20 protein-coding genes are annotated in these 23,713 nt (G+C 68.9%); all 20 read left to right on the forward strand.

What is annotated here, in order from left to right; translation table 11 throughout:
* Nucleotides 1-225: 225 nt before the first annotated feature.
* The 20 genes from JWM94_RS07660 to JWM94_RS07755 are packed head-to-tail and all read left to right on the forward strand — an operon-like array spanning nucleotide 226 to nucleotide 23,704.
* The gene (locus JWM94_RS07660) at nucleotides 226-2,844 is read left to right on the forward strand and encodes an ATP-binding protein (protein ID WP_299424520.1); all 2,619 of its coding nucleotides are present in this window, start codon (nucleotides 226-228) and stop codon (nucleotides 2,842-2,844) included.
* The gene (locus JWM94_RS07665) at nucleotides 2,844-3,419 is read left to right on the forward strand and encodes a Pvc16 family protein (RefSeq protein ID WP_299424523.1); all 576 of its coding nucleotides are present in this window, start codon (nucleotides 2,844-2,846) and stop codon (nucleotides 3,417-3,419) included. Before JWM94_RS07660 ends, JWM94_RS07665 begins: the two co-directional genes overlap by 1 nt.
* A complete protein-coding gene (locus JWM94_RS07670) occupies nucleotides 3,416-4,120 on the forward strand; it encodes a hypothetical protein (RefSeq protein ID WP_299424525.1) in 705 nt (234 codons plus the stop codon). Before JWM94_RS07665 ends, JWM94_RS07670 begins: the two co-directional genes overlap by 4 nt.
* Before the next feature lie 27 nt (nucleotides 4,121-4,147).
* Entirely contained in the window at nucleotides 4,148-5,119 is a 972-nt protein-coding gene (locus JWM94_RS07675) for a hypothetical protein (protein ID WP_299424527.1), read from the forward strand.
* Between the two features lie 30 nt (nucleotides 5,120-5,149).
* Nucleotides 5,150-6,679, forward strand: coding sequence for a phage tail sheath family protein (locus JWM94_RS07680; protein WP_299424529.1), 1,530 nt, complete (start codon nucleotides 5,150-5,152; stop codon nucleotides 6,677-6,679).
* 22 nt (nucleotides 6,680-6,701) lie between these two features.
* On the forward strand, nucleotides 6,702-7,136 hold the full coding sequence (locus tag JWM94_RS07685) for a phage tail protein (RefSeq protein ID WP_299424532.1): 435 nt from the start codon (nucleotides 6,702-6,704) through the stop codon (nucleotides 7,134-7,136).
* Between the two features lie 30 nt (nucleotides 7,137-7,166).
* Nucleotides 7,167-7,565 (forward strand): hypothetical protein, encoded by a 399-nt coding sequence (locus JWM94_RS07690; protein WP_299424534.1) that lies wholly within the window; start codon nucleotides 7,167-7,169, stop codon nucleotides 7,563-7,565.
* Complete coding sequence (locus JWM94_RS07695) at nucleotides 7,565-7,744, forward strand: DUF6760 family protein (protein ID WP_299424537.1); 180 nt, start codon at nucleotides 7,565-7,567, stop codon at nucleotides 7,742-7,744. The genes JWM94_RS07690 and JWM94_RS07695 overlap by 1 nt, the downstream gene beginning before the upstream one ends.
* Nucleotide 7,745: 1 nt before the next feature.
* Nucleotides 7,746-8,186, forward strand: a complete 441-nt coding sequence (locus tag JWM94_RS07700; RefSeq protein ID WP_299424540.1) for a phage tail protein — start codon at nucleotides 7,746-7,748, stop codon at nucleotides 8,184-8,186.
* On the forward strand, nucleotides 8,183-9,256 hold the full coding sequence (locus tag JWM94_RS07705) for a hypothetical protein (RefSeq protein ID WP_299424543.1): 1,074 nt from the start codon (nucleotides 8,183-8,185) through the stop codon (nucleotides 9,254-9,256). Before JWM94_RS07700 ends, JWM94_RS07705 begins: the two co-directional genes overlap by 4 nt.
* Entirely contained in the window at nucleotides 9,256-9,966 is a 711-nt protein-coding gene (locus JWM94_RS07710; protein ID WP_299424546.1) for a LysM peptidoglycan-binding domain-containing protein, read from the forward strand. The genes JWM94_RS07705 and JWM94_RS07710 overlap by 1 nt, the downstream gene beginning before the upstream one ends.
* The gene (locus JWM94_RS07715; RefSeq protein WP_299424549.1) at nucleotides 9,944-11,071 is read left to right on the forward strand and encodes a hypothetical protein; all 1,128 of its coding nucleotides are present in this window, start codon (nucleotides 9,944-9,946) and stop codon (nucleotides 11,069-11,071) included. Before JWM94_RS07710 ends, JWM94_RS07715 begins: the two co-directional genes overlap by 23 nt.
* Nucleotides 11,068-11,703, forward strand: coding sequence for a phage baseplate assembly protein V (locus JWM94_RS07720; protein ID WP_299424552.1), 636 nt, complete (start codon nucleotides 11,068-11,070; stop codon nucleotides 11,701-11,703). Before JWM94_RS07715 ends, JWM94_RS07720 begins: the two co-directional genes overlap by 4 nt.
* Nucleotides 11,703-12,002 carry a PAAR domain-containing protein gene (locus JWM94_RS07725; RefSeq protein ID WP_299424555.1) on the forward strand — a complete coding sequence of 100 codons (300 nt, stop codon included), beginning with the start codon at nucleotides 11,703-11,705 and terminating at the stop codon, nucleotides 12,000-12,002. Before JWM94_RS07720 ends, JWM94_RS07725 begins: the two co-directional genes overlap by 1 nt.
* Nucleotides 12,003-12,004: 2 nt before the next feature.
* Nucleotides 12,005-12,421 carry a GPW/gp25 family protein gene (locus JWM94_RS07730; protein ID WP_299424558.1) on the forward strand — a complete coding sequence of 139 codons (417 nt, stop codon included), beginning with the start codon at nucleotides 12,005-12,007 and terminating at the stop codon, nucleotides 12,419-12,421.
* Nucleotides 12,418-17,373, forward strand: coding sequence for a baseplate J/gp47 family protein (locus JWM94_RS07735; protein WP_299424561.1), 4,956 nt, complete (start codon nucleotides 12,418-12,420; stop codon nucleotides 17,371-17,373). The genes JWM94_RS07730 and JWM94_RS07735 overlap by 4 nt, the downstream gene beginning before the upstream one ends.
* Entirely contained in the window at nucleotides 17,370-19,223 is a 1,854-nt protein-coding gene (locus JWM94_RS07740; protein ID WP_299424564.1) for a hypothetical protein, read from the forward strand. The genes JWM94_RS07735 and JWM94_RS07740 overlap by 4 nt, the downstream gene beginning before the upstream one ends.
* Entirely contained in the window at nucleotides 19,220-21,250 is a 2,031-nt protein-coding gene (locus JWM94_RS07745; protein WP_299424567.1) for a phage tail protein, read from the forward strand. The genes JWM94_RS07740 and JWM94_RS07745 overlap by 4 nt, the downstream gene beginning before the upstream one ends.
* 20 nt (nucleotides 21,251-21,270) lie before the next feature.
* A complete protein-coding gene (locus tag JWM94_RS07750) occupies nucleotides 21,271-22,812 on the forward strand; it encodes a hypothetical protein (protein WP_299424570.1) in 1,542 nt (513 codons plus the stop codon).
* Between the two features lies 1 nt (nucleotide 22,813).
* A complete protein-coding gene (locus JWM94_RS07755; RefSeq protein WP_299424572.1) occupies nucleotides 22,814-23,704 on the forward strand; it encodes a hypothetical protein in 891 nt (296 codons plus the stop codon).
* Nucleotides 23,705-23,713: the final 9 nt, after the last annotated feature.

Consider the following 23,713-nt stretch of genomic DNA (forward strand, 5'->3'; position numbering starts at 1 on the left):
AATGAATGGCGGCGTGGCTGGCACCTCTTCGGTGCCCAGCTTGCCGCGACATTGCGCGCGTTTTCCGGTGACCCCCATCGATCGGATAGATCGATCGGCTCGACCTGGATCCAACGATCGCCCCACACATCGATCGTCGTGCCGAGGCCATGACTAGCCCTCCACGGTCGATGCCGCGCCGGTAATGCCGCGCCTATCCTTCCCGCCGGAGGGAGGATCGCCGCATTGGACGTCACCCAAGTTTTGATCATCAAGGACGGCGCCGACGACCCGGTCGACGGGATCGTGCGCAGCCTGGCGGACGACCCGGCGATCGTGCTGGCGACACCGGCGCCGGTCGATGTGGATGCCGGGATTGCGACGGTTCGGCTTGACGCGTCGATCGAAGTCGTCCTGATCATCAGCCGCGAGGCGCGCATTCCCGGGATCGTCAGCGCGATCCGCGCGGTGCGCGCCAACATCCATCTGATCGCGCTGGCGCTGGAGACCGGCACCGCCAATCTGTCGCTGCGCGACCCCAATTTCGCGGAGCTCAACAGCGTCATCCATACGCTGGCGCGACCGGCGCGCGGGCTGTTGCGCGAAAAGGGCAAGGTGCTGCGCTTCACCGCGCGGTTGCCCGCCAACGATACGCGTGCCGACCCGGCCGAGGCGACGGCCGATCCCGCCCCGCGCCGCAACTTGCCTGTCGTCACCATCGTCCAGCTCGACCCCAAGTCGGTCGATGCGATCGACCTCGCGCTCGAATGGGTCGAAGCCGCGACTCGCGTGCTGGTCACGATGTGGTCCGACCATAAGGATGGCGCGGTCGGCTTCGCGCTCAGCTGGGGCGCGCTCGAACGCTGGCTGGGCGACATCGTCGGGCTGATCGAGTCGGCCGACGACCGGCCCGAGCGCAGCTTTCGCCGGCTGACCGACCTGCTCGACCAGGACGATTACACGCATGTCCCGCTGGCGACGCTATACCGCCGGGTCGAGCGCGATCCGCTGGCGCTGAAGATCGCGTTGATCGCCGCGGCGGCCGATCTCGACATCCGTTTCCATCGCCTGTTCGGCGCGCTGCACGACGATTTCGCGCGGCGCTATCCGTCGGTCGGGCTGGCCTGCGCGATCATCGCCGCGGGGGACAAGGGCGTCTCGCCAGCCAAGGTGCGCGGTCGGCTTGCGACCAACGCGCATCTGCGCCGGCTCGGTCTGACCAGCGCGACCGGGCCGCTGGTCGACAGCGCCGAGGCGCCGCTCAAACTGGCTGCAACCGTCGTCGACTGGCTGCTGACCGGCGATGCCGACGCGCTGATCGGGGCCGACGCGCGCCAGTTGCGGCGGGCCTTGCCGATCGAGGCGGGGCAATTGCTGTCGGCAGAGCGCTTGCGCCGAGTCCGCGCCGCGGTGCGCCACGCGCTGATCGGGCGCGACGGCGACCGCGTGTCGGCGATCATGCTCGACGGTTCGGCACCCGACTGGATGCGGGTCGAAGCGGCCGAGATCAACGATCCGGCGCTGATGATCGGCCCGGCGGAGCATCTCGCGCCCGAGCCGCTGGCCGCCGCGCTAGCCGATATAGCCGCTGCCGCGTATCTGTCGGAGCGGCGCGTGGTCGCCGATCTCGACGGCGATGGCCCCGCCGGCGACGCGCTGTGGCAAGCGTTGACCGCGTCATGGGCATTGTTCGACCAGCCGCCCTTCATCATCGCCGACAATCCCGCGCGCCGCCTCGCCGCCGCGCCGCAGCCGCACATTGTCGTCGCCGATTTGCCCGCGCCTGCGCGCAAGGAGCGCCGCGACATGGTCGCCGCCGCGCTCGCCGAACTGGGCGGCGGCGACGCGGCGCTGATCGACCGCATCGCCGATGGCTTCCCCGTGCCGATCGATGCGGTGCCGCAGGCGGTAGCGATCGCGCTGGCGCAGGCCGCCGCCAATGGCCGTCCCAACCAGCCGGATGCCGCCGATTGGCTAAGCGGGTTCCGGCGCATCGCCGGGGCGCGGCTGCCGACGCTGGCGCGGCGGATCGAGCCGCCCGCGCTCGACCCGGATCAGGAGACTGCGCCGCTCGACGCGGTGGTGCTTCCCGCCGCGCAGCGCGACCAGCTGGCCGAGCTGGTCAGCCATGTCCGCCATAGCCGTACCGTGCTGGAGGATTGGGGCTATGCCGCGCTGACCGATGGTCAGGGCATCGCAGCCTTGTTCTCGGGCGACAGCGGGACCGGCAAAACCACCGCGGCCTACGCCATCGCCGCCGAACTGGGCGCCGACCTGTACGCGATCGACCTCGCCCAGGTCGTCTCCAAATATATCGGCGAGACCGAGAAGAACCTCGACCTAGTGTTCGACGACGCGCAGCGCGCCGGGGCCGTTTTGCTGTTCGACGAAGCCGATGCCTTGTTCGGCAAACGCAGCGCGGTCAGCGACGCGCGCGACCGCTATGCCAACATCGAGGTCGCGCATCTGCTGCAGCGGATCCAAAGGTTTACCGGGCTGGCGCTGCTGACCACCAACCATGCCGACAATCTCGACCCGGCGTTCACCCGGCGCTTGCGCTTTTGCGTCCAATTTCCGCGCCCGACCGCCGCCGACCGGCTGACGATCTGGGAACAATCCTTCCCCGCGCCGCTCCGCGCCGAGCCGCTCGACCTGCGCGCGATCGCCTTCGCGTTCGACCTGACCGGCGGCACGATCCGCCAGATGGCGGTTCACGCCGCGATGCTCGCCGCCGAGCAGGGCGGGCTGATCCGCTTCGACCATGTACTGTCCGGGGTACGCAGCCAGCTGGTCCGGCTCGGCCATTACACCGACATCGCCAAGCTCGACGCGATCGTTGCCGGCACGCGGGCGAAGGCGGCGTGATGGCGATCGATACCGTCACCAACGCGATCATCGACATGTTTCGCGAGTCACTCGGCAATCAGGAGGGCATCCCGCCAGGCGCCTATGTGATCAGCCTCGCCTCGCCCGACGAAGGCGCAGCCAATGCCGATCTGGTGCTGTTCCTCTATCTCGTCACCCCCGCGCCCGAACTGCGCAACGCCGAACGAATCCGCCCCTGGCCAGGACCCAGCGACCCGCCGGTGCTGCTCGATCTGGCGGTCCCACTCGAGCTCCATTTCCTGCTGACGGTCGGGCAAGGCGCGCCCGCCGGGGCTGCGGGGCTGGGCCGGCTGGCCGACGCCGTCCGCGCGATCGAGGCGGCGTCGCCGATGGCGGTGCCGGCCGCGTTCCAGGAGGCGGTGTGGCTGTCGCTGCTGCCGCTGTCATCGGACGAGATGGCGCGGATCTGGGGGCTGTTCCCGAACGAGAATTGCCGGTCGTCGATCGCCTTTCGTGCCAGCCCCGTGTGGATCGACCCGCGCAGCCCCCAAATCGCGGCGGCGCCGGTCACCGACGGGGCTACCCGCGCCGGGCGGATGCCGGAGGCGGCATGACCGCGATGCTCGCCTTGCAGTCGCCCGACACGATCACGCATCGCATGATGATCGCGCTCGAGCTGGTCGACCCGGTGACCGGGCGGGCGGCAGGGCAGGCGATGCGCGTGCACGCGCCCGATTTCCGGCCGGCGACGGTGACACGCGCCGGACAGATCGTGTGGATCGACACCGCGCCGTCCGAACCGCGCAAGCTGGTCGTCGAGGCGGTTGCCGATCGCGGTCAATTCGCCCCTTATGCCGATATCCTGATGATCCCGCCGCGGCTGCCGGGCGCGGCGGCGATCGTCCATCGTGTGACTCTGACGCCGACCGGGCTTTATCAGGCCCCGCCGGGACGGCTGTCGGTTGCGGGCATGCTGATCGACACCGTCGCCGCGCGCCAGCCGCTCGCGGGCGCAAAGGTCAGGATCTGGCTGCAGTCGCGCAACGACGCCGCGGTCCTCGACAGCAATTACGAAGGGCTGAGCGACGATCGCGGCGGGTTCGTCGCGGTCGTCGGCGATCTGGGCGGCGATACGCCGATGCTGCTGAAGCCGCCCGCGCCCGACGGCGGGCTGGTCGGCTGGCTGGCGGTCACCGTCGGCGCGACCACGCGCCACAGCCCGCTGCTGCCGCTGCGCCAGAGCCGCCCGTACCGTGCGCCCGCGCCGTTCGCCTGGGCCGATCTGGCCCCCAACCCGCCTGCATTGCCCATCTGACCGTCACAATTTTCGAGGAGACACGATATGAGCCCCGCACCCATTGTAGAGCCTGACGTCGACGCCGGCCCGGTCGACGAACCGCCGGCTCCGCCCCCGCCGCCGGCAGCCCCCGACGCGGATTGGACCAGCGATCCGCAACGCGTCATCGCGACGCAATTGGCGCTGGCCGAGGCAATGAAACCGATCGAAGCGGCGGCGAGCGACCTGTACGCGCCCGACCGCGCAGCAGCACGCCAGGCGGTCGCCGACAAATACGCCAAGGCAGTCGCCGCCGACGGCGACGTGCGCAAAAAGATCGACGTCGCCAGCGACAAGTTCAACCGCACCGCCGCCGACATGGTCGCTCGGCTCGACGATTGGGTGAAGAAATTCACCAGCGGGCCGCTCTACGACCTGCTCGAACAGCGCAAGAAGACTCGCGCCGCGCTGGCCACCAAGCTGGGCGGCAACGAAAGCGCGCGCGACGCCGCCGTGGATTCCGCAAAGTCATGGGCGGCGCGTTTCGCCGACTGGTCGGCGCCGGGCGATGCGATCGGCAAGATCGTCGGGGGCTATGTCGATCAGATCGACAAGCTCAATGCCGACATCAACAACGACGTGGCGGCCGACACCGCGACGCTGAGCTTCTGGTTCGATGTCGCGCCAAAGCATCTCCAGGTGTCCGACAAGGCATTGTCGACCGACGCCGCGGCAGCGCGTGACAAGGTCAAAAAGGCGCTTGGCGACGCGGGCTATACCGACCTCGCCAACGCGCTCGACCCGGCCAAGGCGCGCGCGACCGGCGCCGTCTATATGATCCCCGCCGGCGACCTGCCCGGCAAGCGCAAGTCGGTGCTCGCCAGTTGGAAGGACTCGGCCAAGACGCTGGCCACCGCGCAAGCCGCCTTCAAGCTCGACCCCGACGATGCCGCCACGCTCAAGGCGCGCTGGGACAAGCTCAAGGACGACGCCTGGCTCAAGGACGCCAAGGCAGCACTCACCGCAACCGCATCGTGACGACGCACGCAATCCCGAACGGAGGACGACATGGCTGAATATCTCGCACCCGGCGTGTTCATCGAGGAGATCGAGCGCGGTCCGCGGCCGATCGAAGGCGTTTCGACCAGTACCGCCGCGTTTCTCGGCGAGACCGAACGCGGCCAGACCTGGCCGCGGCTGGTCACCAATTTCAACGACTATCGCCGCTATTTCGGCACGTCGTTCGCCGACGGCAAATTCATGCCCGACGCGGTGTCGGGCTTCTTCGAAAATGGCGGGCAGCGCGCGTATATCTGCCGCATCGTCGGCGCGGGCGCGACGCCCGCGACGGTCGATCTCGGCGGGCTGACGATCACCGCCAAGGGCCCCGGCGACGCGGGCAACCGGATATTCGCCAAGGTGGTCGACAGCAGCACGACGCGATCGACCGGCCCGGTCGGCTTCCGCCTGCAAGTCGCCTATTTCCAGACGCCGCTGACATCGGGCACCTATCCCGATCCGTTCGATCCTACGTCGCCGCACTTTCCCGCACCCACCGTGCGCGAGGATTTCGACGATCTGGTGTGGGACGATCCCACCTCGCCAGACTATTTCGTCAAGCGGCTGGAGACGGCGAGCGCGTTGGTCGCGGTTACCGCGGCGGTCGCGCTGGCGGCGCAGCCGACGGGAGCTTTCACGCAATTGGCCGGCGGCACCGACGCCCCCGCCGCGCCCGGCCTGCCCGAATTCAAGGGTGAGAATGCCGACACGAGTCTCCGGACCGGCCTGTCCGCGCTCGAACTCGACGAGTTCCGCGACGTCGCGTTGGTCTATGCGCCCGCCGCCGACGATACCGTCGCGAAGGAAGTCTATGAGCATTGCGAGCGCAGCAAGTTCCGCTTCGCGGTGATCGATCCGCACAAGAGCAGCGCCGACGTCTCGCTGATCACGCCGCGCGACAATTGGGACACCGAATATGCCGCTTTCTATTATCCGTGGATCGGCGTCGCCGATCTGCGCAGCGGGCAGAAGAAGATGGTGCCGCCGGGCGGGCACGTGCTCGGCCTCTACGCGCGCACCGACGTCACGCGCGGGGTGTGGAAGGCGCCGGCCAACGACACGCTGAGCGGCGTGTTCGACCTCGAATATCTGGTCAACGACCAGATGCAGCAGATGCTCAACCCCAACGGGGTCAACGCCATCCGCAAGTTTCCGGGGCGCGGCATCCGGGTGTGGGGTGCGCGCACGCTGTCGTCCAATTCGCTGTGGAAATATGTCAGCGTGCGGCGGCTGTTCATCTTCCTCGAACGGTCGATCTACGAGGGTACGCAATGGGTCGTGTTCGAGCCCAACGACGAGCGGTTGTGGGAACGCGTCAAGGATACGATCCGGCTGTTCCTGCGCACCCAGTGGCGCAACGGCGCGCTGATGGGGGTGACCGAGGACCAGGCCTTCACCATCGCGTGCGACCGCTCGACGATGACGCAGGACGACATCCTGAACGGCCGGCTGATCTGCGAAATCGGCATCGCGCCGGTCCGCCCGGCCGAATTCGTCGTCTTCCGGATCTTCCAGAACACCGCCGAAGCGCAGAGCTGACGGCGCCAGCAGGAGACGTTTCATGGCACGCAACGACCCTATCCGGAACATGAAGTTCCGGGTCGAGATCGACCAGATCACGCAAGGCTATTTCAGCGAAGTGATGATCGGCGAAACCTCGAACGAAGCGATCGACTATCGTGAAGGCACCGACCCGACGCATGTCCGCAAGCTGCCGGGGCTGACCAAGTACGGGAACATCACGCTCAAATGGGGCGTGACCGATTCCACCGAGCTCTACGACTGGCACAAGAAGGTCGTCGGCGGCGGGATCAAGGACGCGCGCAAGACGGTCAAGATCGTCGTCATCGACGAATCCGGCGCCGACAAGGCGAGCTTCCTCGTGTCCGAGGCGTGGCCGACCAAATACGACCCGAGCGACCTCAACGGCAAGGGCAACGAGGTCTTCATCGAGCTGCTCGAGCTGGTCAACGAAGGCATCGAGCGCAGCAAATAGCCGATAGCCAAGCAACCGTAGGAGGCCGCCATGGACCGTATTTCAACGGCCGGGTTCAAGACCGAAATCGACTTCACGCTGCCCAAGGGGTTCATCGACGAGACCGGCGTGCTGCACAAACGCGGCGTCATGCGGCTGGCAACCGCAGCCGACGAGATCCTGCCGCTGCGCGACCCGCGCGTGCAGGCCAACCCCGCCTATCTCACGGTCATCGTGCTGGCGCGCGTGGTCACCGCCTTGGGCAGCGTGGCGCATATCGACACCCAGTTGATCGAATCCCTGTTCGCCTGCGACATCGAATATCTTCGCCGGCTGTACGAGGAGATCAACGCGGCCGAGGAGCCCGATGCCGCGCTCGTCCAGCCCGCCGCGGCGGCCAGGGCCAATGGGCGGACGGCGGGGGGCCTGACCGTCCTGGGGGAAGCTTGATGGCCTACCCCGTGGCCGATCTGTACGGGGAAATGGCGTTCATCGCCGCGCATTTCCATTGGAGCAGCGAGACGCTGCTGACGATGGAGCATGGCGAGCGCCGCCGCTGGTGCCGCGAGATTTCGCGGATCAACCGCATGCTCGGCGCGAGCAGCGATAACCCGTTCGCAGGGATCTGACATGGGCGGCCCCTATTCCGGCTTTCGCTTCGTCGTGCTGGTCGACCAGCTCGAAGCCGGCGGCTTCGCCAAGGTCCGCGGCCTTACGCGCGAGACGAAGGTCGAGAGCTTTCGCGAGGGCGGGGTCAACGACCATGAGCACAAGCTCGCCTCGCTCACCACCTACGGCAACCTCGTGCTCGAACGCGGGCTGGCCGATCCGTTGCTCTATGTCTGGCACCAGGCGGTGGTCGAGGGCGTGATCAAGCGCGCCGTCATCACGATCTCGCTGCGCGATGCCGAGGACAAGACGGTGTGGAGCTGGAACGTGCTCAACGCCTATCCGGTCAAATGGTCGGTGACCGATCTGGACGCCAATTCGGGCCAGGTCGCCGCCGAATCGGTCGAATTCGCGCATACCGGCTTTCTGTTGCGGCCCGGGCTCGGGAGTATCGGGCTGTGACGCCGCGCGCGCCGCTCGGGCTGGTCAGGCCGCTCGCCGCGACGATCGCGCCGCCGGGCTCGCCCGTCCCCGCCGCGCGGCGACGTGGCGAGAAACTGTCGTGGCGGCACGCGCTGGCTGCGGCGGCGAGCGCCCCGACGAACCGCCTCGAGGTCCACCATCACTGGCCGCTGACCGTCACCTTATTGTTCGGCGTGGCGCGGGCAGAGCCGGCCGCGCCGCCGAGCCGAGCCGCCCCCCACGCGGTGCCGACGCCGTTCGCGCGACCGACGCCGGCCGGGACGCTCATGGTGTGGGAGCGCCGCACGCCGCGCGATACCGCAAGGCCCGCGCGCTCGGGCGACGAGACGCCATCGAGCCGGCCAGCCCTTGCATCGCCATCGGCTCTCGCTTTGGCGCCGCGTGCGGCCGTGGTTGACGCTATACCGGTGTTCGCCCGCACGTTGCATAGGCTGGTCGAGCAGCGCTGGCGGCACACGCGGACGGTGCGGCACTTGCCGTCCGACCTGCGCGAGGGCATTGCTCCCGTGTCGCCGGCTGGCCGCGCGGCGGCGGCAATCCACTATGCGCGGCACAGCGACACCGCCGCACTTTCTGTGCCTGCCGCACGCCGCCGGGCGGCACATTTCTCCGCGCCGATGCGTCCGGCGGAGCGGCCGCTATTCGCCAGCGATCCGCTGGTGCATCGCTCGCTCCGCCGTATCCCGGTCACGCCGCTGGTCGCGCGTGGCCGCTGGACCGCCGCGGCACCGATCGGCATGCGCGCGCCCAGCCCGGTCCGGGCCGCCGCCGAGATCGTCCAATCGCGCGGCGTCCGTCCAGCGCGCGCGCGCGTCGCTGAGCAGGTCTGGCACGGTGGCAGGAGCGGCGCCGACGCGACGGCGTTGGCGCAGCCCTTCGCGCCCGTTTTTTCGGCGCCCGGCGCGGCGGCCCCGGCAATCGCTTTCGCGCCTGCGTCGCCAGCCGCGTCGCCCGCGCCGGCCGCGCCCGACGTCAACCGGCTGGTCGACGAGGTCATGCGCCGGATCGAGCGCCAGACTCGCCAAGACCGCTTGCGCAGGGGGCTGTAATGTTCGGCAAGAGCCTCGAAAAAGCCTATATCGAAGTGCTTGCCGGCGACAATGCCGGCAAGCAGATCAAGGTGTTGTTCAATCCGGCGGAATACAGCCTGGAGCGCAGCAACGCCTACAAGACGACCCCGCTTCCCGGGCTCGGCGGGCCGCTGATCCAGTTCGTCAACGGCGACGCCGCTACCCTGTCGATGGATCTGTTCCTCGACGATTGGACCGATCCCAACGGCCCGCCCGGCGATTTCCTGCCGTTCGCCTCGGGCAGCGGCAAGAGCGTCAAGGATCGGATCGACGAGATCACCTTGCTGCTCGACATCGACCCCCAATTGCATGCACCACCGCCGGTGCGGTTCGTGTGGGGGCCGCTGCGATTCAGGGCGGTGGTCGAGAAGCTCAGCCGCAAACCTTCGCTGTTCCGCCCCGATGGCACGCCCGCGCGTGCTCACCTGACGATCTCGTTCAAGGGTTTCACGCCGTATGACGAAGACGCCCCCAAGGTGCGGCTGGAATCGGCGGACAAGACCAAACGCCGCCAGATCGGTGCCGCCGAGACGATCTGGGAGATTGCCGACACCGAATATGGCGACCCGCGCCATTGGCGGGTGATCGCCGCCGCAAGCGATGTCGACGATCCGCGCGCGCTGGTCCCGGGCGACTGGCTGAAGGTCCCGCCGCTGGAGGTGAGCAATGCTCTTAACCGGGCCAACTAGCGCGCAGAACAGTCTCTACGTCCCCGGCGCGTCGATCGCGATCGGCGGCGGCGACGTCGACATGCGCGAGCAACACGGGCTCGATTTCACGCAGGTCGAGGTCGACCTGGCGGTGAGCATGCCTGGCGCGTTCCGCTTCACCATCCCGCACGCCTTCGACGTGCAGAAAAGCGATTTCTTCACGCCCAGCGGTAAGCCGTTGATGCCGCTGCTCGGACTCGGCCAACCCGTCCGGGTCAAGATGGGCTATGGCGACCGTGCGGGCCAGACGCTGCTGATCTCGGGCTTCATCAACCAGATCTCGACCAGCTTCGCCGAAGGTGGGGCGCCCGAGATCGAGGTGTCGGGGCTCGACATCCTCCAGGTCATGACGTTCGACACGACCGAGCATCGGCTCCAGGATAAGTCGATGCGCGACGCGGTCAACGAAGTCGCGCGGGCCTATAGCGTCAACCTCGATTTCTCCGGCACCGCGCCGGAATCGATCACGCTCGATGCCAACCTCCAGAACGACCTCGAATTCCTGCGCAAGGTTGCCGAGCAATATACCGCCAAGTCCAAGCAAAAATGGGAATTCTTCATCCGCGCCGGGTCCGGCCGCGATACTTTGGTGTTCCGCCCCCGCACCGACCCCAAAACGTCGCCCGTGGAGCTCCACTGGGGCAGCGACCTGATCAGCTTCAAGCCCGACATCGACCTCGGCAAGCAAGTCAAACGGTTCGAGATCCTCGGCTGGGACGAGGTCAAGAAAGAGAAGATCGTCGGCGTCGCCACCGCCGATAAGGGCAATAAGGGCGAGCCGTCGGGCGGCGATATCATCGCGCAGGCGTTCGGCCGCACCGCCGTCCGCCGCGAGCGGCGCGCGGTCAAGTCGAAGGACGAGGCCGACAAGATGGCGCAGACCGAGCTCGACAAGCTGACCAACAATTTGATGAAAGGTGAAGGCGAGACGTTCGGCCTGCCCGACCTGCTGCCCGATACCAGCGTGAAGCTGAGCGGGATCGGCAACCAGTTCAACAATTGCTATTACGTCACCAAGACCACGCATCGTTACGATGGCGCGGGATACCGGACCAAATTTTCGGTCGAGCGGCCGGTGTCATGACCGCGTTGATGGACCAGCTCGAATCGCATCGCGAGGTCGGCGGCGCGATTGTGGGGGTTGCGGTCGGGACCGTCACCGCCAATGACGATCCGCAGGGGCTCGGCCGGGTCAAGCTCAACTTTCCGTGGCGCGAAGCGAGCTTCACGACCGACTGGGTGCGCTGCGTCGCGCCGATGGCCGGGGCGGGGCGCGGCGCCTATTTCATCCCCGAGGTCGGCGACGAAGTGCTCGTTGCGTTCGAGCGCGAAGACATCCGCAAGCCCTATGTGCTGGGCGCGCTGTGGAGCGATACCGACAAGCCGCCCGACGCCAATGACAGCAAGAAGAACGACCACCGCGTGATCAAGTCGCGCAAGGGCCACATGCTGCAGTTCGACGACAGCGCCGCCAAGGGTGTCATCACCGTCCAGTTAAGCGACGGCAAGAAGGTCGAGATCGACGACGACGGCATCCGCATCACTGACACGACCAACAGCATCAAGATCGACACCAAGAGCGGCGCGATCAGCATCGAAGCGACAGCCAGTCTGTCGCTCAAGGCGCCCCAGATCACGATCGAGGCGTCGGGCACGCTGGAGCTTAAGGGCGGGGGGTCGCTGAGCGCGTCCGCTGGCGTGGTGAGGATCAACTGATGGGCCAGCCAGCCGCCCGCGTCGGCGATCCCACCAGCCATGGCACCCCGCTCGGCCCCGGGCCTGGCGCGCCGACCGTACTAATCGGCGGCCAGCCGGCCTGGCGGGCGGGCGGGGATACGCACGTCTGCCCGCTGGTCGATGGGGTCAAGCCGCATGTCGGTGGGGTCGTCGCGGTCGGCAGCGCGACCGTGCTGATCGCTGGCATGCCCGCGGCGCGGCAAGGCGACATGGTGGTCGAGGCGGGCGCCCCCAACGCAATCGCGATGGGCGCGCCCACCGTGCTGATCGGAGGCTGAGCATGGACGCCCAGGGACAGCGCGACTTTCTCGGCGTCGGCTGGCGGTTTCCGGTCGCGACCGATCCCGCCAACGGCGATGTCGCGCTGTCGGGCTATGGCCGCGACATTAAGGAAGCGATCCGCATCATCCTGCAGACCGCCCGGGGCGAACGCGTGATGCGCCCGCGCTTCGGCTGCGGAATCCACGATCTGGTGTTCGAGGAAATGAGCACCACCACGCTCTACGCGGTCGAACAGGCGGTGCGCGACGCGCTCCACACGTACGAGCCGCGGATCGAACTGCTCGGCGTCAAGGTCGATCCGATCGGCGCGCTCGACGGCGTGCTGCTGGTGGCGATCGACTATCGCGTGCGCCGCACCAACCAGACCGACAATCTGGTCTACCCGTTCTACTTCAAGGAGAGCGGCGCGCCATGAGCGGGAAGCTGGACGGCCGCAGCCAGGAGATGCTTCGCGCGCAATTGATGCGCCGGGCGGCGGCGTTGCTCGGCCCCGACGGTGCGCCGGTCGAGCTGGGCAAGATCGAAGGCGCGCTGATCGCCGCCGCCGCGCGGATGTTCGAGGAAGTCACGCGCCGGCTTGACAAGGTGCCCGAAAAGCAGGCCGACAATTTCTACACCGCGATGGGGATCGGCCGCGACCCGGCGCTCCCCGCGCGGGTGCCGGTGGCGATCGCGCTCGCCGACACCGCAGCAGTCGGGCTGATCGCGCCGGCGGGTACCAAGCTGACCGCCGACACCGGCGCCACGCCGACCATTTTCGAAACCGAACGCGGGATCGCGCTCGTCCGCGGCAAGGTCGCCGCCTTGGCCGCCGCCGATCTGGACGGGGACGCGATCTTTCTGGCGCCCAGCAGCGTGGTCACACCATTGCTGCCCGTCCCCACCGCGGTCGCGCGCGTCGTGCGCGGCGCTGCCGGAGCGGGGGCGACGATGGTGCAGGTCGATCCGGTGATCGGGCTCGCACCCGGCATGACGATCCGCTTCACCGCCGCCAGCACGCCCGAATACGACATCATTGAGGTCAAGAACGACGTCGTCAGCTTCACTCCCGCGCTGGCGGGCACGATTGCGCAGGGCGACGCGGTACTGGTCGCCGACCGCTTCGGGCCGTTCGCCGCCGGGGCGCGCAACCGTCAAAGCCACGCGCTCTATCTCAGCCATCCGACGATGCTCGACGTGGCCGGCGCGCTGACGATCACCGTCGCGGGAGTCGAGCCGCCCCAGGCGATGACCTGGGAGTGGTTCGCACCGGGCGCGGACGGCGCGCCGGCAAGCTGGCAGAGCTTCACCAATGCGGGGTTCAGCGCCGGGCGCTGGGCGCTCGAAAAGCCCGCGGGCAAGCCCGAAAAGACCACGGTAGACGGCCGCGAGGCGCTGTGGATCCGCGGGCGGCTGGACGCCAGTTCGGGCGGGTCGTCGCTCGCGAACAATATCACCCTGGCGGTATCGAGCGGCGGGCTATGCAGCCGCGAGCACGACCAACGCTGTACTGCGGCGAGCGGCACCGACCTGCCCGCGATCGACTATGACGCGGTCGCCGTCACCACGCCGGTCGTCCCGAACAAACCCTATTACCCGTTCGGCCGCGAGCCGCGTTTGTACGACTCCTTCTACGTCGGCTGTAAGGAAGCGTTCGGCAAAGCCGGCGCGGAAGTCAGCCTTTGCCTGTCGCTCGGCGGCGCCTCGCTCGAGCGGATCGCCGCGGTCGCCGGGCGCGAGATGAGCTATCTGTTCGGGCTCGGCACCGACCACCAGCTCTATGCCGCGCGGTTCGGCAGCGGCACGCCGACCTTCGCAGTCATGCCTGGGCCGCACGACGGCGGCCGCCCCGCCGATTTGCCCGACCAGCCGCATCTGTCGGCGCGGATCGACGGTGCGTTCGTCCGGCTCGCGATCGGCGGGATCGGCGCAGTGTACTACACGCAATTCTTCGTCGGCACGCCGCTGGTCGAGGGCGCGTTCACCTGGCTCAAGCTGTCCGCCGCGCCCGACGATGCCACGACGCCGGTGGGGCCCGTCTTCGCCAGCGCGGATGAGCACGACACGATCCACGCGATGGTCGGCCCGCAGCTGCAGAGCTGGCAGCGCGACTTTACCGGCGCGTTCCAGGCGCTGGCGGCGGAGGACGCGCACGACCTGATCCCGATCCAGGGCGTGGATGCCGTGCTGATGATCGTCGAGGAAGCCGGGCAATGGCGCGTCCGCGTCAAGCAGGGCACCGACACGAACGTCGAGGACGGCGCGTTGCTCGACCCGGCGGACTTGCCCGCGGTCAACCGCGCCGCCTGGAAATCGGCCGAAAGCACCGCCGGCGGCCGGATCTACATTGCCGGCTATGACGGCGCGGCGGGGGCGGACGGCGAGGCCAAGCTGGAGCTGGTCGTGCTCGGGCCCACGCATACCGGCGCGATCGTCACGGTGGGCTCGTGCCCGCCCTTGCCGATCACGTTCGAGCCGCCGGCCCGGCCCGATGTTAATGCGCCCGCGCCGTGGCCACCGCACAACCCCCCGCCGATCCTGCTGGTCGCGACCGCGACGCCGACCCGCTTCGCGCTACGCGGCGATGATTTCGAGGATATCGGCGGGGTCGACGATATCGGCGACGGCACGACCAATGTGCGCCAGATCGTCTTCGCCGGCGGACGGGCGCTGGTCCAGCATTGGGATCACGGCCTGCTCTATCGCGCTGCGCCGGGTAACCGGCTGTTGTGGCCGATCGCGGTCGACGGCGTCGAACGCCAGGTCGCCCCGGCGCATGAGGTTGCCGCGGGTGCGGTCTATTTCGTCGACGACGACGAGGACAATGGCGGCGGCTATTTGATCGCCAATCCAAGCGGCGACCGGCTGCTGCTGCCGCTGACGCCCGACGCCGCGACGATGAGCCAGATACGCAACGGTGCGTTCTTCGCGCTGGGCAGCGAAACCGGCACGCTCCACTCCAGCGGCGGATCGATCACGCTCGACACGGCACCCAATGTCACGAGCCTGTCGCAGCACGACGTCGACCTGTTCTTGAGCATCGCCGGCCAGCCGGTCGGGATCTGGCACCTGCGCTACGACAGCGGCGCCGCAGTCTGGAAGCGGCCCGCGGGTTCGCCGGCCTTGCCCGTTCCCCCGACGGGAAACGATATCGCCTATCAGCTACTCGACCGCGTCGCCGACGCCGATCTTCAGCTCCAGGATTATTTCGCGGTGCAGCCGAACGAAGCGATCGGGCTGGCGCGGCTGCTTTCGACCGGCCCGCTGCAGTCGTTCTACGGCGACGCCGTGGTCACCGAAGTCGACTATTTCGGCAGCTTCCCCGCGATCCGGCTCGACCAAGATCTGGTCGATGCCAACGTGGCGCTGCTCGCGCCGCCGCCCGCGCCGTGGACATCGCTCGGTCCGAGCGAACCGGCCAATCCCGCCTTGTCGTGGGAATATTGGAACGGCGCGTCGTGGTGGGCGCTCGACACCGAAGCGTTCGGCTTTACCGACCGCACCGCCAATCTGCAGATCAGCCAGGGCGTGTTCTTCAAGGCGCCCGCCGACGTGCGCGAGACCGAGGTCGGCGGGCGCAAGAATCTGTGGATCCGCGCGCGGCTGGTCGGCGGCGATTACGGCGAGGCGCGAACCACCGTCAGCACGGCCGACGCGGGCGGCAAGACCGAGCAGACCGTGACGCGCGACTTGAGCGCGATCCGCGCGCCCTATGTCATCAGCCTGAAGATCAATTATTGCGTGGTCGAACCGGTCAAGCCCGCGATCGTCGTCACCGCCGACAATCTCGGCACGATCGACCAGACCAACGCCAACGACGCCGGTTTGCCGGTGACGATCTTTCCCACCGTCGCGCAAGCGCTGGCGCGGCAGGCGCAGCCGGCGGCGGTGTCGAACGCGGTCCCCGACTGTTGCCGCATCGAACCGGCCGCGCCGGACGCGGCTGAACATGACAAGGATGCGGACCAAGCGGCGCCCGCCGCGCCCCGCGCCTTGCTGATCGGGTTCGACCAGCCGATCGACGGGTCGCCACTGTCGCTGTTCGTCGATGCCGTGCCGAGCGGCGACTGGTCCATCGAGGCGGCGATCTATCGCGCCGGCGGGTTCGAGCCCGCCCGCGTGCTGAGCGACGATAGCAGCGGATTGGGTGAGAGCGGCGTCATCGCGATCGAGATCGAGCGCGCGCCAGACCGCGCAGCGCTGCTGGGGACGAGCGCCTATTGGGTACGGCTGACCCCGGCGGGCGATGCGAAGGTGTGGTCGCCGCAAGTGCGCGGTATCCACCTCAATGGCGTGGTCGCGGCATCGGTCGAGACTCGCACGGTCGAGACGGTCGGCACGTCGTCGGGCGCACCCGACCAGCAGTTCCGGCTGTTCGCCGCGCCGATCGCACCTGAAAGCCTGATCCTGCATGTGGCGGAGCCGGTCGGCGAGGATGAGGCGCTCGCGCTCGGGGCGGCGCCAGCGATTTCGGGCATGCCCGGCCCATGGGTTCCGTGGAAACTGGTCGCCGAATTTCCCGCCGGGAACAGCGACGACCCGGCCCGGTCGTTCACGCTCGACGCCGAAAGCGGCACGATCGGCTTCGGCAACGGCCGCAACGCGCTGGTCCCGCCGATGGGCAGCGCGGTGCTCGCGCTGGGCTATCAGCACGTCGCCGGCGCCGCCGCCAACGCGGTCAAGCCGGGCGACAAGCTCCAGCCGATCTCGCCGATCGCCGGAATCGATAAGGTGGTCGCGCTCGACGGCGCGGCCGGCGGGGCGGATGTCGAGCCGGCCGCGGCGGCGCGCGGCCGGGCGCCGGCGAAGCTCGCCAATGGCGGCCGCATCGTGACGCTCGCCGACATCGAGCATCATGTCCTCGCGCGCACTCCGACCATCGCCCAGGCGCGCGCGGAAAACCGGCACGGCGCCATCCGGCTGATCGTGGTGGGGGCCGGCGATCGGCTGATCCCGCCGCCATCGGCGCTCAAAGCGATCGCGCGCGAACTGCACGATGTCGCGAGTTACGGCAGTACCGCAAAGGGGCGGCTGACCGTCGTCGGCCCACGGCTGTTGCCGATCGCCATCGAGCTGCGTGTCGAACCCGATCCGGCGCTGGATTTCGTCGGTGTCGCCGATGAGGCCAAGGCCAGGATCGCCGCGTTGTGCGATCCGGAGCGCGGCGGGTTCGACGGCGATGGCTGGCCGGTCGGGACGCCGCCGACGGTCGACGACATCGCCGCCGCGCTCGCCCCGCTCGGCGACCGTGCGGTGATCAGCGACATCGCGATCACGCGCGCCGATCGCACGCAGACGATGCCCGATCCGTTTCCCGCCGACGTGCTGGTACGGGTCGATCCGGCCGATATCGACGTGCGCGCGTACGAAGCGGCAGTGGCGGCATGATCCCGCTCGCGCCCAACCTCGACGATGTAAATTTCGACGACCTGCTCGCGGTCGCGCGCGCGCGGCTGCCGGCACTGGCGCCGCAATGGACCGACTACAATTATCACGACCCCGGCATCATGCTGGTCGAGTTGCTCGCGTGGCTCGCCGACAGCCAGGTCTATTCGCTGTCGCGCAACCGCCAGGACGAGCAAGCGGCGATGGCGCGGATGCTCGGCGTATCGGCGCGCGGCGCGGTGCCGGCGCAGGGCATGCTGTTCCCCGCCGCGGCGCCAGCCACGGTCCAGGCGATCGCGTCGGGCGCGGTACTCAAACCAGCGCGCGAGGCGGTGCCGCGAGTCGAGGTCGCGCACGATATCCACGTCCTGCCGGTCGAGATCGCGCGCGTCGCGACCGATTTCGCCGATAGCCATCGCGAGGATCACACCGCGATCAATGCCCGCGCCCGCGCCACCTTCGCGCCGTTCGGTGAGGGCGGCGACGGCACGCTGCGGATCGAGCTGGAACGGCTGCCCGCGCCCGCTTGGCCCGGCGGGCCGGTGCTGTTGTCGATCGGTGTCGAGGTCGCGGGCGCCGGACCGGCGGAGCCGCCGCACGCCGACGGCCGAATCCACGCCCGCGATTCGAGCGGCCGACCGCTCGACCGGCGCCTCGACGACACGTACGGGCTCCAGCGCAGCGGCGTCATCGTGCTCGCGATCGATTCCGCGACGTTCGGCGACGTGATCGAATTGCGCCCCGCGCATCATTACGCGCTGTCGCCCCGGTTGGTGCATCTCGCGGTCAACGCGCTGCCGGTCGTCCAGCGCGCGACGATCGCGCTGCCGCTCTATTACGGGAACGACCGGGCGGGGCAGACGATCGCGGTGACGCCGGGCGACCTGTTCCTCGCCGACGAAATGGTCGAGGATCGCGTCTGGCGGATCGCCACCGGGAATGCGGTCAGCGTCACGACACTCGGCGCGAGCGACACGCCGTGGACCGCCGGGCGGCTCGACCCGGCCGGACCCGACGACCGTCGCTATGCGATCACCGAACAGCCCGACGGCAGCAGTATCCGATTGCGCTTCGGCAACGGTATCAACGGGCTCAAACCCGCGCTCGACGAGGATATTCAGGCGACGCTGACGCTAAGCTGCGGCGCTGGCGGCGACGTGCGCCACCCGATCGAGTGGGAGCTCGACGCGCCGTCGATGCGCTGGCGTAACCGCACCGCGATCGAGGGCGGCAAGGACGCGCAGTCGGTCGCGGTCACGCTGGCCGCGGTGCGCCCGCAACTGGCGAGCGACCGCGTGCTCGCGACGGCAGACGAGATCGAGCAGGCCGCTCTGACGCTCGACCCCGCGCTCGCGATGGTCCGCGCGACGGTGATCGAGGGCTGGGAGCCCGGTCGTGCGCGGCCTGCCATTCCGGCGACGCGCACGCTGATCGTCGGCCACCGCTTCGCCGGGCGCGAAACACGCGACTGGCTGACGCGGATCCGGCGCGCGATCATACCGCGCATCGCCATCGGCGAGCGACTGATCGTCGTCGCCCCGGTCTATCGCCCGTTCACCGCCGCGGTAACGCTGCGCCTCGTCGCCGGAGCGGATCGCGCCGCGGTGATCAAGGCCGTCCAGACGATGCTTGCCGACCGGTTCGACACCGCCAAGGCGGCCTGGCCGCTCGGCCGCGACGTCGATCATGAGGCGCTGGCTGGCTGGATCCGCCGGGTCGACGGGGTGAGCGGGGGCGTGACAGTGCAGCTCACCGCTGCGGGTCGCGCAACGGCGCGGATCGTGGTGGGGCCGGGCGACCTGCCGCAGCTCGCCGCCCCCGCCGACGTCACGGGTCCGGAGGGCGGGCGATGACCGACGGCGCGCGCTATCTGTTCGCCAGCCCCGAACAATGGGCGCGCTGCCTGATCGTGGCGGTCGCCGAGCGCGGCGATCTGAAGCCCGAAGACGGTGTCGAGGTCGCTAGCATGCCCGGGCCGGTCACAGGCTTCGCGGTCGCGCCCGATGGTGGCTTGTTGTGGATCGACCCCGATGGCGCGCTGAGGAGCGATGGCGGCTGTGCCGGCCCATTGCTCGGCATGGTGCTGCGGCTGGTGGCCGGGCGGCGCGTGGTCTGGGTGCTCGACGACACCGGATTGCAGCGGTTCGATGCCGCAACCCTGCAACGGCTGGGCGGCATCGACCTGGACGACGTTCGCGACATTGCCGGGGCGGAGCATGACGGCCTGTGGGCGCTGACCGCCGCGGGGCTGTTCCATCTCGCCGACGATGGCCGGATCCTGAACGGCCCGGTCGCGGTTCCGCCATGCGACCAGCTGGCCAGGCACGCCGCGACGCTCGCCATGCTCGATCTCGCAACCGATACGCTGACGTTGCAGGCGGCGGAGTCGTCGCCGCTAACGGTGGATTTGCACACGATCCTCGGCCGCGACGCGCCGGTGTTCAAGGCCGGTCGCCTGACCGCGGCACCGCACGGCTTCTGCCTCAAGGGCCGATGGGACGGCAAAGCGGGCTTTCTATTGCTCGACGATGCCGGCGAGCCGTCGCGTTGGGGCGTGTGGATCGGCGCGAAGCCGACTGCGATCGCTTGCACCGGCGACGACTTGCTGGCGCTGTTCGACGACGGCGCGACGTGGAGCCTGCGGCGCTCTCCCGGCGCTGCGGAGGGCGGCGGCGAAATGTGGCTGACCCCGGTACTCGAAAGCGACACGCTCGAGGGCAAATGGCTGCGCGCCGATCTGCGCGCGCTGCTGCCCGAAGGCGCGACGCTGGCACTGCGCTGGGCGGCGAGCAAAGACCCGGCGCTGCGCACCGTCGCCACCGCGATCGCCACCGACGACACGCGGCTGAAGGGCGACCGCATCCGCGATTTGGCGACTTTGCTCGACTGGTCGCCGGTGCGCCGCAGCTTCGTCGGCGAGGCGCGCGACGGCGACCCGGTTGTCGAGGATTTCAGTTTCCCGCTGGCCGAGGCGGACGGCAGCTTCCTGTGGCTTGAGCTGCGGATCGACGCCAACAACGTGCCCGGTCAGGGCGGCATCGCGCCACGCCTCGATTCGCTCGCGGCGGTCCACGATTCGCCCGGGTTGATCGACTATCTGCCCGCAGTCTTCCGCGGTCCCGATGGCGATGCGGACGGCACGCTCGCGCGGCTGCTCGCGGTGCTCGAAGCGGTCAGCCAGGGGATCGACACGGAGATCGGCGCGCTGGCAGACCGGCTCGATCCGGCGCGCGCGGAGGCGCGCTGGCTGCCCGATCTCGCCGCCCTGCTCGGCCTGCCGTTCGACGCGACGCTGCCGACCGCCGCGCAGCGCCGCCTGGTCGCCGCCTCGCCTGTCCTGCTCGCAAGCCGCGGGACCCGGCGCGGGGTGCTCGCCTTGCTCGAGGCGGTGCTTGGCGAGCGTACCTATCGGGTGACCGACCGCAGCGCGGAATTCGCCGCGGTGACGCTCGGCGGCGGCGGGCTCGATGGCTCGCGGCTCCCGGGGTTTCTGACCGGACCGTCGATCCGCACGCCGATGCTGAGCGCGCGGCTGGTGCTTGGCCGCACCGCGCTCTGCCCGTCCGGCCCGGACCGCCCCGAACACGTGTCGCGCGGCGCCGAACTGCTGGTCGAAATCCCCGGCACCGGCCGCGAACGCCGCCGCTGGGGCGCCGCGATCGAACGGATGGTGGGCGAACTCGTCCCCGCCGGCGTGCGGCCCGTCGTGCGCTGGATCGATCCGCATGCCGCGGCCAGCGGCGACTTGCTCTTGATCGCCGCCAATCCCCACCCGCTCGCCCTTGGCGATCCGCGTCCGCTCGGCGCGATCAGCCTGGGCGGCGACCACGCCCTCAAGCTGGGCGACGGCGGCGTGCCGATCGCCGGAGCCCTGCCATGAAACCGAAGGAGGAACATTCCATGAGCTGCGAAACGCCAGCGCCCAGGACCGCGACGCGGTGCGGCCCGTGCAGCCCGTCCGAACGCAACCGCTATTTCCGCGAAAAAAGGCTGACGGTGGCCGATTTCGAGCTCGAGCAAGGGTATCTGATCGGGCGGCGGCGGCTGATCAATCGCGCGATGCTCGGCTGGGGCGTGGTCGAGGGGTTTGCGATCGACCTGCGCGAAACGGGCGTCGCCGTGGGGCCGGGCATGGCGCTCGATACGCGCGGGCGCGAGCTTGTCGCGTGCGATCCGGTCGAGCTGATCGCGCCCGATGACGTATTGTGGCTGGGCAAAGGCGAGTGCGGCTGGACCGCCGGCGAACCACTGGCCGAATCCGACGCCAAGGATCAGCGCCGCGGCCATTACCTGCTGCGCGCACATTACGCCGAGGCGTCGATCGACGGAGTGCGGATCGACGACGACTGCGGCGGCGCGCGGTGCGAGGGCAACCATGTCTGCGAAACGGTGGTCTATTCGCTGACCCCGGTCGAGCTTTGTCCACCCGGATTGCCCGATTGCCCGTGCGAGGGCGACGACGCCAAGCTAGATCCGGTTTGGTCGGAGAAGCCGGTGCCGCCCGGCGATCCGGATATCGTCGCGGTGCACGACCGCGGCCCGCACGATCAGTTGGTCGATTGGAGCCTTGCGCGTCATGACCCCGATCTGTGCGCGCGGCCGCATTTGACGCGGGTCGGTCACTTGCACGTCGCGCTCGACGATGGCGTGCCGCTCGCCTGTGTCGGCATCGCCTTCAATTGCGGAAAAGCGCACATCGCAGCACCGATCGACGATCATCACGCGCGGCGTCTGGCCTATCCCAACAATACCCTGTTCGACCTGATCCGCGGTTGCGACCTGACGCGCATTCAGGATGTGGGGTGGCATCGCTGGCTGCCGCGCGGCCACCGCCGCGTGCCGTTCGATCAGTTCGCCGCGATGTTCGTGGCCCCCCCGCGCAGCGCCGCGTCGGGACCGAAGCTCAAAAAAGGGCGGCCGCGTCGTCCTCCGGTCGATACCAAATTCTGGGTGACCTTTTCGGGCCCGGTACAAGTCGAATCGCTGACCCCCGACGTACTGGCGATGACCATCGTCCAGCGCGATACCAACGAGGATGTCGGGACGATGTACCGCGTGCCGATCGAGGCGGTCGCGGTCGCGGAGCCGACCGGCGACGACCCCAAGGACACCACGCGCGCGTTCCGCCCACTGGTCGCCGCGCGCTTCTGGGAAGGCGAGATCAACCCCGATAACAGTTCGGGGTTCGAAGGTGAAACCCTGGTCGAAATCGAGGTCCGCACCGGCTTCATCGTCGATGTGCGCGGGCAGGAAGTCGCCGGCGGGGGGCGCTTCGTGCCGACCGACGGCTGCACGCCGGGGGGCCGCTTCCTGAGCAGTTTCGTCGTGCTGGCCGAGGAAGACGAGGCGCCACCCGCCGCGGACGACCCGGATGTGACCGCCACCCCCGACCCCATCGACACCATCAAACAGGCGGCTTCGCCGTCCGCTGAGGAGGCATAACATGTCCCATGATTGCAGCTGCCACGGCGCCGATGGCCGGTTGGCGACGACCGTCACCGGCCTGATCGAGCGGCCACTCTACGCCCCCGGGCTGATCCTTCAGGATTCGGACCTGACCGCGGCGGTCGATTATACCCGCGACCTCAATCGGCTGTTGTTCCGCACCCTGTTCGGATGCGGGGTGCTGTGCGGGCTCGGCGTCAGCATCCGCGAGGATTGCGGGCTGACCGTGACGGTCGCGCCCGGCGTCGCGCTCGACGGGTGCGGCGACCCGCTCCACTTGCCTGGGCCGGCATCGCTCAAGCTCGAGGAGCGCGACGGCGTGCTGAGCCCGGTCGGGACGACGGAGGCGCCGCGGCATACCGAATTCTGGGTAGTCGCGTGCGGCAAGGAGCGCCGCTGCGCGCCGCGGTCGTTGGTCTGCGACGATTCGCTCGACGATATCCGCGAGGCGACGCGCGCCCGCGGCGCGACCGAGATTTCGGTGACCTTCGATCCACCCGAGTGCGCCTGCGCGTTCGACGGCGACGCCTTGAAAACCGATGCCGCGAGCCGCGATATACTGGCGTCGCGGCTGATGCGGGCCATCGACCCCAACGGCGCGGCGACCCCGGCCTCGGCGGCGAAAGACGCCGGCGGCACCAAGAATGTCGACCAGCCGCCGATCGACAGCAACGGACGCATCTCGCACATCACCGCGCACGACTCACCTGACTGCCCGCCCGATTGCGGCTGTGGTTCGGCGTGCGATTGCGGGTGTTGCGTGCTGCTCGCCTGGGCGCGGTGGGACGACAAGAACGGCTGGGTGGTGCTGCACAAGGGCGTGCGCCGCTTTGTCCGGCCGCAGCTGATCGCCGATCCGATCGACGAGCAATTCACGCTTCGGTCCTGACCCCGCCCG

The sequence above is a fragment of the Sphingomonas bacterium genome (genome assembly GCF_028289855.1).
GTDB lineage: Bacteria > Pseudomonadota > Alphaproteobacteria > Sphingomonadales > Sphingomonadaceae > Sphingomonas.

What these genes read in the sequence shown, in the direction of transcription:
- JWM94_RS07665 (WP_299424523.1), top strand. Translation starts at nt 2,844, where the DNA reads ATGGCGATCGATACCGTCACCAACGCGATCATCGACATGTTTCGCGAG.
- JWM94_RS07670 (WP_299424525.1), top strand. Translation starts at nt 3,416, where the DNA reads ATGACCGCGATGCTCGCCTTGCAGTCGCCCGACACGATCACGCATCGC.
- JWM94_RS07675 (WP_299424527.1), top strand. Translation starts at nt 4,148, where the DNA reads ATGAGCCCCGCACCCATTGTAGAGCCTGACGTCGACGCCGGCCCGGTC.
- JWM94_RS07680 (WP_299424529.1), top strand. Translation starts at nt 5,150, where the DNA reads ATGGCTGAATATCTCGCACCCGGCGTGTTCATCGAGGAGATCGAGCGC.
- JWM94_RS07685 (WP_299424532.1), top strand. Translation starts at nt 6,702, where the DNA reads ATGGCACGCAACGACCCTATCCGGAACATGAAGTTCCGGGTCGAGATC.
- JWM94_RS07690 (WP_299424534.1), top strand. Translation starts at nt 7,167, where the DNA reads ATGGACCGTATTTCAACGGCCGGGTTCAAGACCGAAATCGACTTCACG.
- JWM94_RS07695 (WP_299424537.1), top strand. Translation starts at nt 7,565, where the DNA reads ATGGCCTACCCCGTGGCCGATCTGTACGGGGAAATGGCGTTCATCGCC.
- JWM94_RS07700 (WP_299424540.1), top strand. Translation starts at nt 7,746, where the DNA reads ATGGGCGGCCCCTATTCCGGCTTTCGCTTCGTCGTGCTGGTCGACCAG.
- JWM94_RS07710 (WP_299424546.1), top strand. Translation starts at nt 9,256, where the DNA reads ATGTTCGGCAAGAGCCTCGAAAAAGCCTATATCGAAGTGCTTGCCGGC.
- JWM94_RS07715 (WP_299424549.1), top strand. Translation starts at nt 9,944, where the DNA reads ATGCTCTTAACCGGGCCAACTAGCGCGCAGAACAGTCTCTACGTCCCC.
- JWM94_RS07720 (WP_299424552.1), top strand. Translation starts at nt 11,068, where the DNA reads ATGACCGCGTTGATGGACCAGCTCGAATCGCATCGCGAGGTCGGCGGC.
- JWM94_RS07725 (WP_299424555.1), top strand. Translation starts at nt 11,703, where the DNA reads ATGGGCCAGCCAGCCGCCCGCGTCGGCGATCCCACCAGCCATGGCACC.
- JWM94_RS07730 (WP_299424558.1), top strand. Translation starts at nt 12,005, where the DNA reads ATGGACGCCCAGGGACAGCGCGACTTTCTCGGCGTCGGCTGGCGGTTT.
- JWM94_RS07735 (WP_299424561.1), top strand. Translation starts at nt 12,418, where the DNA reads ATGAGCGGGAAGCTGGACGGCCGCAGCCAGGAGATGCTTCGCGCGCAA.
- JWM94_RS07740 (WP_299424564.1), top strand. Translation starts at nt 17,370, where the DNA reads ATGATCCCGCTCGCGCCCAACCTCGACGATGTAAATTTCGACGACCTG.
- JWM94_RS07745 (WP_299424567.1), top strand. Translation starts at nt 19,220, where the DNA reads ATGACCGACGGCGCGCGCTATCTGTTCGCCAGCCCCGAACAATGGGCG.
- JWM94_RS07750 (WP_299424570.1), top strand. Translation starts at nt 21,271, where the DNA reads ATGAGCTGCGAAACGCCAGCGCCCAGGACCGCGACGCGGTGCGGCCCG.
- JWM94_RS07755 (WP_299424572.1), top strand. Translation starts at nt 22,814, where the DNA reads ATGTCCCATGATTGCAGCTGCCACGGCGCCGATGGCCGGTTGGCGACG.